The organism is Streptomyces sp. NBC_00316, assembly GCF_036158715.1.
GTDB lineage: Bacteria > Actinomycetota > Actinomycetes > Streptomycetales > Streptomycetaceae > Streptomyces.
Genome location: NZ_CP108024.1, coordinates 365,748 through 380,940 on the forward strand (window position 1 = coordinate 365,748; position 15,193 = coordinate 380,940).

A 15,193-nucleotide genomic window follows, 5' to 3' on the forward strand; every position below is an offset into this window, starting at 1 on the left:
CGCCCCCTATTCGGTGAGCTTCTGCCGGGTGCGCTGCAGATCAGCGGTGGCGCGCTTCAGGTACTCCTGTACCCGCTCCTCGTTCATCGTCTTCCCCTCAGGGCTCAGGGCCGCCCGGGCACGACGTGCGCTCCGTTCGCCGGTCATGTGTCCAGCTCGTCGAGGAATCGGAAGATCTCGTCGTCGCTCGCTACGTCGAAGTCGGCGATGGCGGAGTCCTCGGCGAGTGCCCCGGGTACCTGGGCGGGGATGTCGCCCGATCCGGTCAACTGGGCCAGTGCCTCCCGCAGTCGGGTCTCGAGTCGGCCGCGCAGAACGTCGTCGTCGGCCAGGTCGGGGAGGCTCTCGGACAGCTGCTCCAGCTGGCGCAGGAGCGGGGCCAGGGCGCGTTCGCCGTCGGACGGGAGGATCTCGTGCAGGTGCGCGGCGAGCGCGGCGGGAGCCGGGTAGTCGAAGAGTACGGTCGCCGGCAGGCGGAGGCCGGTCTCCTTGCTGAGCCGGTTGCGCAGTTCGACGGCGCTGAGCGAGTCGAAGCCCATGCCGAGGAAGCCCGCCTCCACGTCGACGAGTTCGGGGCCCGGGTAGGCCAGCACCACCGCCGCCTCCCGGCGCACCAGGTCGAGCAGGGCCCGCTTGCGCGCGGGGCCCGCCAGCGCACCGAACCGGTCGGCCGGCGCGGCTTCCGTCTCCCCGTCCTTCCCGGTCGCCCTGGTCTCCTGGGCCTCGGCGACCGCGACGGTCGGGCGGACCCGGCCGCGCACCAGGCCGCGCAGCAGCGCGGGCACCTGCTCCGGCTGCCCGTCCTCGAAGGCGCCGAGGGTCATCCGGGCCGGTACAAGGACCGCCTCGGCGCGCCCGCGGGCCGCGTCGAACAGGGCGAGCGCCTCGGTGGTGGACATCGGTACGAGGCCGCTGCGGGCGAACCGCGCGAAGTCGGCGTCGCCGAGCTTGCCGGTCATGGTGCTCAGCTCGGCCCACGGCCCCCAGCACAGCGAGAGCCCGGAAAGTCCCTGGGCCCTGCGGTGACCGGCGAGCGCGTCGAGGAAGGCGTTCCCGGCGGCGTAACTGGCCTGGCCCGCCCCGCCGAGTGTCGAGGCCAGCGAGGAGAACAGGACGAAGCCGGAGAGCCCGACGGCCGCAGTCAGTTCGTGCAGGTTCAGCGCCGCGTCGACCTTGGGGGCGAGCACACCGTCGACCCGTTGCGGCGTGAGCGCGGTGACCACTCCGTCGTCGACGACGCCCGCGGCGTGCACGACCCCGGTGAGCGGGTGCTCGGCGGGGATGCCGTCGAGCAGCTTCTGCAGGGCGGTGCGGTCCGCCGCGTCGCAGGCCTCGATCGTCACCTCGGCACCTTGCGCGGCGAGTTCGGCACGCAGCTCGCCCGCTCCGGCGGCGGCCGGTCCGCTGCGGCTGATCAGCAGCAGGTGCCGTACGCCGTGCTCGGTGACCAGGTGCCGGGCGAGCAGCCGGCCGAGGGTGCCGGTACCGCCGGTGATCAGTGTGGTGCCGGCCGGGTCCCATCCGGTGGGCGTGCTTTCGGCGGGCACGCGGGCGAGCCGGGCGAGACGCACCGTCCCGTCGCGCAGCACCAGTTGGGGTTCGTCTCCGGCGAGCGCGGCGGCCAGCGCGCCGCCCGTGGCCGGGTCGTGCGCGCCGGTGCCGGGGCCGCTGTCGCCGTCGCTGTCGCTGTCGACGTCGAGGAGCGCGAACCGTCCCGGGTTCTCGGTGATCGCCGCCCGGACCAGTCCGTGGACGGTGGCGGCGGGCAGGTCGGCCGGTCCCGCGCCGGCGTCGGCGGCCACCGCGCCCCGGGTCACCAGGACCAGCCTGGACACGGCGAACCGCTCGTCGGCGAGCCAGCCCTGGACCAGTTCGAGGGCCCAGTGGGCGGCGGACCTCGCGGCCCCGGCCGGTTCGCCCGCGAAGGACGGGGCGACAGCGAGGACGCGCTCGGGGACGGCCGCCCCGGACTCGGCCAGGGCGTGCAGCGTCGGGTGGTCGTGAAGGGTGACGGCGCCGGAGAGCGCGGCCAGTGTCCCGGGCGTGGCTTCGGCGCCGACCGTCGCCCAGGTGACGTTCCGGGGTACCGTCCCGGCCGGGACCGGTGTCCACTCGGTGCGCAGCAGCGACTCGACGCGCGGGCGCCGCGGCTCGGCGGCGGTCCTCGGGCGGAACGCCAGCGACTGGGCGTGGGCGACCGGGGTGCCGGCCGGGTCCCAGACCTGTACGGACACCGTGTGCTCGGCGAGGTCGGCGAGCCTTACCCGCAGCTGCCGGGCGCCCGCGGTGTGCAGTACGACGTTCTGCCAGGAGAAGGGCATCACGCCGGCGTCGCCGATCGTGCCCACCGACACCGCCTGCAGCGCGGCGTCGAGGAGCGCCGGATGCAGTCCGAAGCCGGACGTGTCCGTGGTGTCGGGCAGCGCCACCTCGGCGAAGACTTCGAGACCGCGCCGCCAGGCGGCGGTGAGGCCCTGGAACACCGGGCCGTAGTCGCTGCCGTTCGCCGCGAGGCGCGGGTAGAGGCCGTCGAGGTCGATCGGTTCGGCGTCCGCGGGCGGCCACACGGCGGGGGCCGGCTCGGCGGGCAGCGCGTCGGGCAGCAGCGTGCCGGTCGCGTGCTTGTGCCACTCGGCTCCGTCACCTGCGCTGTCCGGCCGCGCGTACACGTCCAGGGAGCGGGCCCCGGCGGCGTCGGCGGCGCCGACCCGTATCTGCACCTGTGCCGCCGAGTGCTCGGGCAGCGCGAGCGGTGCGTGCAGGGTGAGTTCGCCGACCCGGCCGCAGCCGACCTGGTCGCCCGCCCGGACGGCGAGTTCGAGGTACGCGGTGCCGGGCAGCACCACCGTGCCGTCGATGACATGGTCGGCCAGCCAGGGCTGCCGGTCCGACGAGAGCAGCGCGGTCAGCAACACGCCGCCACCGTCGGCGAGTTGGACAGTCCCGCCGAGCAGCGGATGCCCGGGGGCGTCCATGCCTGCCGCGCGTACGTCCCCTGCCGGGGCCGGGGCGTCGAGCCAGTAGGTCTGCCGCTGGAAAGGGTAGGTGGGCAGGTCGACGAACTCGTGGCCGTCCGGCAGGAAGGCCGACCAGTCGCAGGCGCCGCCGTGTACATGGAGCTCGGTGAGCGCGCCGACGGCGGTCTCGGTCTCCTCGCGGCCGCGCCGCAGGGCCGCCGCCACCACGCCGGGGGTGTCGCCCGTGCGACTGTCCGCGGCCATCGCGGCGAGCACGGCGTCCGGCCCGAGTTCCAGGAACCGGGTCACGCCCGCTGCCTCGAGGGTGCGGATGCCGTCGGCGAACCGGACGGCCTCGCGCAGCTGCGTCACCCAGTACTCGGCCGTGCACAACTGCTCGGCCGTGGCGGTCTCGCCGGTGACGTCGGACACCACGGGGATCGTCGGCGGTGACATCGGAATGTCCCGGACGATCGCGGCGAAGTCCTCCAGCATCGCGTCCATGTGAGGTGAGTGAAACGCATGGCTGACCCGCAAATACGTAGTCTTCCGGCCGAGACCCGCGAAATGCTCGACCACGCGTTCGACTTCGGTGGTGTCGCCGGAGACCACGGTGGCCCGCGGCCCGTTGACCGCCGCCACGGCGATCCGGTCCGTACGGTCCGCGAGCAGCGGCCGCACCTCCTCCTCGGCGACGGCGAGGGCGGCCATCGCGCCGCCGGCCGGCACCTGCCCCATCAGCCGGCCGCGGGCCACGACCAGGCGGCATGCGTCGGGCAGGGTGAAGACACCGGCGAGGTGAGCGGCGGTCAGTTCACCGATGGAGTGCCCGATCAGGTGGTCGGGCGTGACGCCCCAGGAGGTGAAGAGCCGGAACAGCGCGACCTCGACGGCGAACAGCGCCGGCTGGGTGTACTCGGTGCTGTCCAGCAGATCCGCTTCCGGGCTGCCCTGCGCGGCGAACACGATCTCACGCAGCGGCCTGGGCAGGTGCAGGTCCGCCTGGGCGCAGATCTCGTCGAAGGCATCGGCGTAGACCGGGAACGTCTCGTACAACGTGCGTCCCATGCCAGGACGTTGGGCGCCCTGCCCCGAGAACAGGAACGCGGTCCTGCCGCCGCTCGCGGTGCCGGCGGCCGACGGTGCGTCGGTGCGTCCGTCCAGCCAGTCGGTGAGCCGGTCGCGGAGCGCGTCGCGGTCGGTGCCCCAGCACACCAGACGGTGTTCGAAGCGGGAGCGCGCCGCCAGGCCGCGGCCGATCGCCGCCGCGTCGTGGCCGGGCTCCGCGTCGAGGGCGCCGAGCAGATTGCGGACCTGTTCGGTCAGCGCGGCGGGCGTGCGGGCGGACAGTGTCCACGGCAGCAGTTCCGGGGCGGCCCCGTCCGTCGCCGCCGGTGCGCCGGACGGGAGCGCCTGTGCGGCCGCCGGGCCCTCTTCGACGATCAGGTGAACATTCGTGCCACTGATGCCGAACGAGGACACGGCGGCGCGGCGCGGCCCGTGGTCGTCCGGCCAGGCACGCGCGTCGGCGAGGAGCCGCACGGTTCCGGCCGACCAGTCGACGTGCTGGGTGGGCCGGTCGATGTGCAGGGTGCGCGGCATGGCGCCGTGCCGCATAGCCAGTACGGCCTTGATGACACCGGCGATGCCGGACGCGGCCTGGGTGTGGCCGATGTTCGACTTCACCGAGCCCAGCCACAACGGCCGGTCCGCGGGCCGGTCCTGACCGTAGGTGGCGAGCAGCGCCTCGGCCTCGATGGGGTCGCCGAGCGCGGTACCGGTGCCGTGCGCCTCCGCCAGGTCCACGTCGGCGGCTTCGAGCCCCGCGTTGGCCAACGCCTGACGGATCACGCGCTGTTGGGCGAGTCCGTTGGGCGCGGTCAGCCCGTTGGAGGCCCCGTCCTGATTCATCGCACTGCCGCGGACGACGGCAAGCACGCGGTGGCCGTTGCGCCGGGCGTCCGAGAGCCGCTCCACGAGGATCATGCCGACGCCCTCGGCCCAGCCCGCCCCGTCGGCCTCGGCGGAGAACGCCTTGCACCGGCCATCCCTGGACAGCGCGCCCTGCCGGCTGAACTCGATGAACGTGTACAGCGTCGAGAGCAGGGTCACGCCGCCCGCGAGTGCCATCACGCACTCGCCCGAGCGCACCGACTGGGCGGCCAGGTGCAGGGCGACCAGCGAGGACGAGCAGGCGGTGTCCACGGTGACGGCGGGGCCCTCGAGCCCGAAGGTGTATGCGACCCGGCCCGATGCCACGCTGGCCGCGCTGCCGGTGGCGAGCTGGCCCTCGAACTCGCCCGCCGAGGCGGCGACCCGCGGTCCGTAGTCGGTCTGGTTCGCCCCGACGAACACCGCGACCGGGCTGCCCTTCAGCGTCGCCGGGTCGATCCCTGCCCGCTCGAACGCCTCCCAAGAGGTCTCCAGGAGCAGCCGGTGCTGCGGGTCGATGGCTGGTGTCACGCGCGGTGAGATGCCGAAGAACATGGGGTCGAACGCGCCGACGTCGTCCAGGAATCCGCCGCCACGCGTGTAGTGCGTGCCCGGGTGGTCCGGGTCCGGGTGGTAGCTGCCCTCCAGGTCCCAGCCGCGGTCGGTGGGGAAGCCGGAAACCGCGTCGCGGCCCTCGGCCAGCAGCTCCCAGAACTCCTCCGGCGTGCTCACGCCGCCCGGGAAGCGGCAGCTCATCGAGACGATCGCCACCGGGTCGTCGTCCACCGTGCCACCCTGACCGGCGGCCGCAGCCGACTCGCGCACGGGCAGCCGCGGCGACGCGGTCTTCTGGCCGTCCGTGCCGAACAGCTCGGAGAACAGGTGCCGGGACAGCTGGTGCGCGGTGTTGTGGTCGAAGACCACGGTGACCGGCAGCCGCAGGCCGGTGATCGTGTTGAGCCGGTTGCGCAGCTCGACGGCCGTCAGCGAGTCGAAGCCCAGGTCGCGCAGGGCCCGATCGGCATCGACCCCGTCCGGCCCCGGCAGGCCGAGGACCGCCGCCGCATGGCTGCGGACCAGATCGAGGAGCGCCTGCTGCCGCTCGGCCGGGGAACGCCCCGCGAGTCCGGCCGCGAAGCCGCCGCCGTCCTGCGGCTCGTCGGACTGCGGCGGCGCCGTCTCCCGGGCCTCCGGGAACTGTTCGAGCATCCGCCCGGCGCGGCCCGCCGTGCACGACGGGCCGAACACCCGCCAGTCGACATCGGCGACGGCGAGGTAGCCGAGATCGTGGTCGAGTGCCTGCTGCAGCCCGGAGATCGCCGTCTCCGGGGCCATCCCGGCCACTCCGTCGCGACGCAGCGACGCGCCCACCTCACCGGATGCGAGCCCGACCCGGTCCCAGGCGCCCCAGGCCAGTGACGTGGCCGGGAGTCCCGCGGCGCGGCGGGCCGACGCCAGCGCGTCCAGGTAGGCGTTGGCCGCCGCGTAACTGCCTTGTCCGGGCAGGCCGAGCGTGCCGGCCAGCGAGGAGAACAGGATGAACGCGTCGAGGTCGAGGTCCTTGGTCAGCTCGTGCAGATGGTGCGCGGCGACCACCTTGGGGCGCAACACCGTCCTGGCCCGCTCCGGGCCGAGCGCGTCGAGCAGGCAGTCGTCGAGGACGGCCGCCGCGTGCACGACCGCGGTCAGCGGGTACTCGGGGTCGATGCCGTCGAGCAGTTCCTGCAGCGCCGTACGGTCCGCCACGTCGCATGCCGCGACGGTGACGCGGGCGCCGAGCCCGGTCAGACGTTGCGCCAACTCCACGGCACCCGGGGCCTGTTCGCCGCGCCTGCTGACAAGCAGCAGGTGCCGGGCGCCGTTCGCCGCGAGCCAGGCGGCGACCTCCGCGCCGATGCCGCCCGTGCCGCCGGTGACCAGGACGGTGCCGGAAGGGCGCCAGTTCCGTACGGGGGTGTGGCCGGCCAGCCGCTTGCGAGCGAGCCGGCGCACGTAGAGCCCGCCCGTCCGCACCGCCACCTGGTCCTCGCCGTCGGGAGCGCCGAGCCCGCACACCAGCCGCTCGCCCGCCCGCTCATCCGCGTCGGCCGGCAGGTCGACCAGGCCGCCGAACCGCTGCGGGTACTCCAGAGCGGCGATCCTGCCCAGCCCCCACAGCAGGGCCTGCTCCGGCACGGGCGACCGGTCGGAGCGTCCGACGCCGACCGCGCCCTGGGTGGCGATCCACAGCGGCGCCATGATCCCGGCGTCACCGAGCGCCTGGACGACCAGCACCGCCCGGTCCAGGTCCTGCTGTTCCGGATCGGCCCCGTCGCGGTCCGACCGATCGCCGAGCGCGAGCAGGGACAGGACGCCGGTGGCCTCCGCTCCGAAGTCGCGCAGCCGCGCGGCCAGTTCGGCCCGGTCGCCCTCCACGACCTCGAGCACGCTCACGTCGGCGCCGGACGCCGCAAGCGCCTGCCGGGCCCGCTCCTGCCACGCGTGCCCACCGGCCGGGGCCAGCAGCAGCCAGCGAGAGCCGTCGATCCGCGGCGTCACGCCGTGGGTGAGGGGCTGCCACTGGATGTCGTAGCGCCACGAGTCCAGTGCGGAGTCGTGGCGCCGCCGGCGTCGCCAGTCGGCGAGCACGGGGAGCACCGGCTCCAGCGCGGCGGGGTCCTCGACCCCGAGCGTTCCCGCGACCGCCTCAGGGTTTTCGCTCTCGACGGCCGCCCAGAACTCGGCGTCGACCGGGTCCTGCGCGCTCTCGCCGGGGCCTGCCTGCTCCTGCAGCCAGTAGTGGTTGCGTTGGAAGGCGTACGTCGGCAGATCGACCGGTGCCGGAGGCACGTCCGGGAAGGCGGCCGTCCAGTCGACCTCGACGCCGCACACCCACAACTCGGCCACACTGGCCAGGAACCGGTCCAGACCGCCGTCGTCACGGCGGACGGATCCGGTGACAATGCTCTCGTCGGCCATCTCCTCAACCGCGGCGGAGAGCACCGGGTGCGAGGAGACCTCGACAAACACACCATAACCGTCGGCCGCCAGCTTCTCGACCGCCTCCGCGAACCGCACCCGCGAACGCAGATTCGTAAACCAGTACCCGCCATCCATCACCGAACCGTCGACGAACTCACCCGTCACCGTCGACAGCAACGGAACCCTGCCGGCACGCGGAGCAATACCCGCCAGACTCTCCGCAAGCTCGGCCTCGAGTACATCCATCGCAGCCGAGTGCGAGGCGTAATCCACCGCGATCCGCCGCGCCCGCAACCCCAACTCCAGGCAACGAGCCACCGCCTCATCAACCGCAGCAACCTCACCGGAAATCACCACCTGCGACGGACCATTCACCGCCGCGACCGACACCCGCTCCCCCCACCCGGCCAGAATCTCCTCCACCCGGGCAACACCGGCACCGACCGAGGCCATCGTGCCCGCCCCACTGGCCAGCTCCGCAATCGCCTTGCTGCGCAGACACACCACCCGCAGCGCATCGTCCAACGTGAGGACCCCCGCCACATAAGCGGCCGCGATCTCACCCTGCGAATGCCCCACCACCGCCGCCGGCACCACACCATACGAACGCCACACCGCCGCCAACGCCACCATCACCACGAACGACGCGGGCTGCACCACATCGACGCGTTCCAAAGACGGCGCATCCGGCGCCCCGCGCAGTACATCGGTGACCGACCAGTCCACCAACCCCACCATCGCGGCCTCACACTCGGCGACCACACCCGCGAACACCGGGGACTCCTCCAGGAGCCGGGCACCCATCGCCGCCCACTGCGCCCCCTGACCCGGGAACACGAACACCGACCGCCCCACCGGAGTCACAGCCCCCGACACCACATGCCCCGACGGCTCACCACTTGCCAACGCACCCAGACCCGGAGCGAACTCACCACCCAGCACCACAGCCCGGTGCTCGAACCGCGCCCGCGTCGACGCCAGCGACCAACCCACCGACACCGGATCCAACCCGTCCCCGGCCGCCAGTGCGCCCAACGCCACCGCCTGCCCCCGCAACGCCCCGGCACTCCGCGCCGACAACAACCACGGAACCACCGACGGAACCGAACCCCCCGTCTCGCGGGCCTCCTCGGGGGGCGCCTCCTCCAGGATCACGTGCGCGTTCGTCCCGCTGATCCCGAACGCCGACACACCCGCCCGCCGCGGACGATCCTCCCCCCGAGGCCACTCCCGCGCCTCCGCCAGCAGCTCCACCGCACCCGCCGACCAGTCCACATGCGACGACGGCACACCCACATGCAGCGACTTCGGCATCACGCCGTGCCGCATCGCCAGTACGAGCTTCATGACACCCGCGGCACCTGCCGCGAGCTGGGTGTGGCCGATGTTGGACTTGATCGAGCCCAGCCACAACGGACGGTCCTCGGGCCGGTTCTGGCCATAGGTGGCGATCACGGCCTGGGCCTCGATCGGGTCGCCCAGCGTGGTGCCCGTGCCGTGCGCCTCCACCACGTCGACCTCGGCCGCCGCCACACCCGCATTCGCCAGCGCCTGCCGGATCACCCGCTGCTGGGCCGGACCGCTGGGTGCGGTGAGGCCGTTGGAGGCACCGTCCTGGTTCATCGCACTGCCGCGGATGACGGCCAGTACGTGGTGCCCGTTGCGCCGGGCGTCCGAGAGGCGCTCCAGGAGCAGGACGCCGATGCCCTCCGCGAGGCCCATGCCGTCGGCGTCGTCGGAGAACGCCTTGCTCCGGCCGTCCTCCGCGAGGGCACGCTGCCGGCTGAAGCCGACGAAACCCGTAGGCTCCGCGGCGATCGTGGCGCCTCCGGTGAGCGCGAGCGAGCACTCGCCCGACCGCAGCGACTGCGCGGCCAGATGCAGGGCCACCAGGGCCGAGGAGCATCCGGTGTCCACGCTGACCGCGGGGCCCTCGAGGCCCAGCGTGTACGAGATGCGCCCCGAGGCGATGTTGGTGACCGTCCCGGTGATCAGGTGTCCTTCCACCCCGTCCGGAACCTGCTGCAGTTTCGCGCCGTAACCGTCGTCTCCGACGCCGAGGAATACCCCGCAGGCGCTGCCGCGCAGGCTGTGCGGGTCGATCCGGCCGTGCTCGATCGCCTCCCACGACGTCTCCAGCAGCAGCCGCTGCTGCGGGTCCATGGCGAGCGCCTCACGCGGCGAGATCCCGAAGAACCCGGCGTCGAAGTGGCCCGCGTCCCGGACGAATCCGCCGGAACGGACGTACGTGCGTCCCGCTTCGTCCGGGTCCGGGCTGTAGAGCTCCGCGAGGTCCCACCCCCGGTCGCCGGGGAAGGCGGTGACGGCGTCGCCGCCGTCCGCGAGCAGCCTCCACAGGTCGTCCGGCCCGCTGATCCCGCCCGGGAGACGGCACCCCATTCCGATGATCGCGATCGCGTCGTCGTCGGCCATGGGGACGACGGTCGCGGCGGGCGACGCCCCGGCGTCCGTCCGTTCCCCTTCGCCTTCGCCGAGCAGAGCCGTGTGCAGATGCCGTACGAGACGGTCGACGTCGGGGTGGTCGAAGACGAGGGTGGTGGGAAGCTTCAGACCGGTGGCGGCGCGCAGCGAGTTGCGCAGCTCGACCGCGAGCAGCGAGTCGAAGCCGAGGTCACGGAACGACCGTGCGTTCTCCAGAGCATCCGAGGCGGTGTGCCCGAGCACATGCGAGACGTGTGTGCGCACCAGATCGCGCAGGAGGATCTCTTGCTCGTCGGCGGCCAGCGGACGTAGCCGCTCCAGCAGCGGATTCTCCTCGGCCGCCGACGCTTCGCCTTCCGCCAGGGCGGCCCTGACCTCGGGGATCTCGTCGAGCAGCGGGCGTCGGCGCGCGGCGGTGAAGACGCGGCTGAAGTCCGCCCAGTCGACGTCACCGATGACGATGAACTCCTCGTCGTCGGCCATCGCCTGCCGCAGTCCGGCCATCGCGGTCCGCGGATCCATGAAGCGCATGCCGTACCAGTTCAGGGAGCTGGACTCGGCCGCGGCCTCGCCCATGCCGTCGTCGGCGGACCACAGACCCCAGTAGATCGTCGTCCCGGTGCGGCCACGGGCCCGCCGGTTCCGGGTGACCGAATCGAGATAGGCGTTGCCCGCCGAGTACGAGCCGTGGTCGCCCGCGCCCCACAGCCCGGCCACGGACGAGTAGAGCAGGAACGCGTCCAGGTCGTCGCGGTCGAAGAGCCGGTCGAGGTTGGCCGTGCCGACCAGCTTGGCCGCCGCGCCGTCCTCGAACTCCGCGAGTTCCATCTGCTGGAGCGAGGCGAACCGGCTCACCCCCGCACAGTGCACCACGGTCCTGATCGGCGACGCCCCGTCGGCTTCCACTTCCTCGACGAGCCTCGCCAGCGCCGCGTAGTCACAGACATCGACTGCAGCAACTGTCACCCGGGGGCCCAATGCCCTTATTTCGTCGGCGAGTTCACCTGCGCCGGGCGCGTCAGGGCCGCTCCGGGAAACGAGTACGAGATGCTCCACGCCGCATGTCGCGAGCCAGCGCGCCGTGTGTGCGGCAAGGCCGCCGGTGCCGCCGGTGATCAGGGCCGCGCCACTCGTCCGGAAGGACGGTCCGGAAGCATCCCGCCGCGGATCGCGCCGCAGTCGGCGCAGGAGCACCTCACCGGAGCGGATCGCAACCTGGTCCTCGTGGTCGCCGGCGCTCAGGGCGTCGGTCAGCAGGCCGACGTCGCGGGCCGTCAGCTCCTCCGGCAGGTCGATCACGCCGCCCCACGACTGCGGATGTTCCAGGCCGAAGACCAGGCCCAGGCCCCATGTGCTGCTCTGCTCCGGGCGACTCACGCGGTCCGCACGGCCCGCCGAGACCGCGTCCCGGGTGCACAGCCACAGCGGAACCGGCTCCTCCCGCTCCACCACGGCCTGCATCACCAGGAGGTTCAGCGCGAGCCCTGTGGTCAGCCCGGGACGCTCGGGGTGCGCCTGCTCGTTCAGCGCGAGCAGCGACAGCACACCGGCCGCACCTGCATGCGCGGCCAGCGTTTCCCCGACCTGACACCGGTCGTGCCCGGCGTCGAGCACCACGTGTGTGACCTCGGCGCCACGCTCGCGGAGACCGTCGGCGACCAGCGCGACGGTGTCACCGCCCTGCTGGGCCGCCGAGCTCACCACGACCCAACTGCCGGACAACCGCGCATCGGTGCGAGACGTGCGCGGCAGCCATTCGATGTTGTAGCGCCACGTGTCCAGCACCGAATGGGCGGCCCGACGCTCGCGCCACCCCTCGAGCGCGGGCAGTACAGCGCTCAACGGCGCGTCCTCCGCGAGGCCGATCTCGTCGGCGAGCGCACTGATGTCGCCCCCGCGAACGGCTGCCCAGAACTCGGCGTCGACCGGGTCCTGCGCGCTCTCGCCGAGGCCTGCCTGCTCCTGCAGCCAGTAGTGGTTGCGTTGGAAGGCATACGTCGGCAGATCGACCGGTGCCGGAGGCACGTCCGGGAAGGCGGCCGTCCAGTCGACCTCGACGCCGCACACCCACAACTCGGCCACACTGGCCAGGAACCGGTCCAGACCGCCGTCGTCACGGCGGACGGATCCGGTGACCACACTCTCGTCGGCCATCTCCTCAACCGCGGCGGAGAGCACCGGGTGCGAGGAGACCTCGACAAACACGCCATAACCGTCGGCCGCCAGCTTCTCGACCGCCTCCGCGAACCGCACCCGCGAACGCAGATTCGTAAACCAGTACCCGCCATCCATCACCGAACCGTCGACGAACTCACCCGTCACCGTCGACAGCAACGGAACCCTGCCGGCACGCGGAGCAATACCCGCCAGACTCTCCGCAAGCTCGGCCTCGAGCACATCCATCGCAGCCGAGTGCGAGGCGTAATCCACCGCGATCCGCCGCGCACGCAACCCCAACTCAAGGCATGCCGCGACCACTTCCTCGACCCCGGCCACCTCGCCGGAGATGACCACCTGGGACGGGCCGTTGACCGCCGCGACTGATACGCGCTCACCCCACGGAGCGAGAATCTCCTCCACCCGGGCAACACCGGCACCAACCGAGGCCATCGTGCCCGCCCCACTGGCCAGCTCCGCAATCGCCTTGCTGCGCAGACACACCACCCGCAGCGCATCCTCCAACGTGAGGACCCCCGCCACATAGGCGGCAGCGATCTCACCCTGCGAATGCCCCACCACCGCCGCCGGCACCACACCATACGAACGCCACACTGCCGCCAACGCCACCATCACCACGAACGACGCGGGCTGCACCACGTCCACCCGCTCCAGCGACGGCGCACCCGGCGCCCCGCGCAGTACATCGGTGACCGACCAGTCCACCAGGCCCACCATCGCGGCCTCACACTCCGCGACCACACCCGCGAACACCGGCGACTCCTCCAGGAGCCGGGCACCCATCGCCGCCCACTGCGCCCCCTGACCCGGGAACACGAACACCGACCGCCCCACCGGACCAGAAATCCCCGACACCACACGGGCCGACGGCTCACCACTTGCCAACGCACCCAGACCCGGAGCGAACCCACCACCCAGCACCACAGCCCGGTGCTCGAACCGCGCCCGCGTCGACGCCAGCGACCAACCCACCGACACCGGATCCAACCCGTCCCCGGCCGCCAGTGCGCCCAACGCCACCGCCTGACCCCGCAACGCCCCGGCACTCCGCGCCGACAACAACCACGGAACCACCGACGACGATTCGATCGCGGTCTGCTCCTCGACAGGCGGTGGCTCCGGCGCCTCTTCCAGGATCACGTGCGCGTTCGTCCCGCTGATCCCGAACGCCGACACACCCGCCCGCCGCGGACGATCCTCCCCCCGAGGCCACTCCCGCGCCTCCGACAGCAACTCCACCGCACCCGCCGACCAGTCCACATGCGACGACGGCACACCCACATGCAGCGACTTCGGCATCACGCCGTGCCGCATCGCCAGCACCATCTTGATCACACCCGCCACACCGGCCGCGGCTTGGGTGTGGCCGATGTTCGACTTCACCGACCCCAGCCACAACGGACGGTCCTCGGGCCGGTTCTGGCCATACGTCGCCAGCAGGGCCTGCGCCTCGATCGGGTCGCCCAGCGTGGTGCCCGTGCCGTGCGCCTCCACCACGTCGACCCCGGCCGCCGCCACACCCGCATTCGCCAGCGCCTGCCGGATCACCCGCTGCTGGGCCGGACCGCTGGGTGCGGTCATGCCGTTGGACGCGCCGTCCTGGTTCACAGCGGAGCCGCGGAGCACCGCCAGGATCTGATGCCCGTTACGCTGTGCGTCCGACAGGCGCTCCAGGAGCAGAACGCCGACGCCCTCGCCCCAGCCGGTCCCGTCGGCGTCGTCGGAGAAGGCCTTGACCCGGCCGTCCACGGCGAGCCCGGACTGCCTGCTGAACTCGGTGAAATTGAGCGGATGGCCCATCACGGCGGCGGCGCCGGCCAGCGCGAGGGAGCAGTCGTCATCGCGCAGCGCCTGGATCGCCAGGTGCAGGGCCACCAGCGCCGAAGAGCACCCCGTGTCGATGGTGACGGCGGGCCCCTCCAGGCCCAGGGTGTAGGCGATCCGCCCGGACATCACGGAGTCGTGGCTGCCGGTCAGCAGATGGCCCTCGACGCCCTCGGGCACCGCCCGTACGCCGGCGCCGTAGCCCGCGTTGCTCGCACCGACGAACACGCCTGCGCGTTCGCCGGTCAGGCTCTCAGGGTCTATCCCGGCCCGCTCGATCGCCTCCCACGACGTCTCCAGCAGCAGCCGCTGCTGCGGGTCCATGGCGAGCGCCTCACGCGGCGAGATCCCGAAGAACCCGGCGTCGAACTCGGCGGCACGGGCCAGGAACGCCCCGCGCCGGGTGTAGCTGGTGCCGGAGTGGTCGGGGTCGGGGTGGTACAGGCGGTCCAGGTCCCAGCCGCGGTCGTCGGGCATCTCGCCGACGACGTCGGCGGCGGCCTCGATCAGCTCCCAGTACTTCTCGGGGGTGTCAGCGCCGCCGGGAAAGCGGCAGCTCATCGCGACGATCGCGATGGGCTCGGTCCGCTTGTCCTCCAGCTCCCGGACCCTCTTACGGGTGGTCCGCAGCTCTGCAGTGAGTCGGTTCAGGTACTCCCGCAGCCGCTGTTCGGTCGCGTCACCGCTCATCTGATACCCAACTCCCGGTCGATCAGGTCGAAGATCTCGTCGTTCGAAGCCGCCGTCAGGTCGTCGTCGCCCTGTGCGCCGGCAGTGGTGTGGTCGGCGGCCGGTTCCACCCGGCGCAGCAGGGCACGCAGTCGGTCGGTCAGGCCGAGGCGGTCGCGCTCCTCGTCCGGCAGGGCGGACAGCCGGGCTTCCATGCGGTCCAGTTCGGC

At 72.6% G+C, this 15,193-nt stretch carries 2 protein-coding genes; both read right to left on the reverse strand.

Features of this window, described 5'->3' with window-relative positions; genetic code table 11:
• Positions 1 to 6: 6 nt before the first annotated feature.
• Positions 7 to 147, reverse strand: a complete 141-nt coding sequence (locus OG878_RS40910) for a polyketide synthase docking domain-containing protein (protein WP_328891776.1) — start codon at positions 145 to 147, stop codon at positions 7 to 9.
• Positions 144 to 14,984, reverse strand: coding sequence for a type I polyketide synthase (locus OG878_RS40915; protein ID WP_328891777.1), 14,841 nt, complete (start codon positions 14,982 to 14,984; stop codon positions 144 to 146). Before OG878_RS40915 ends, OG878_RS40910 begins: the two co-directional genes overlap by 4 nt.
• Between the last annotated feature and the right edge of the window lie 209 nt (positions 14,985 to 15,193).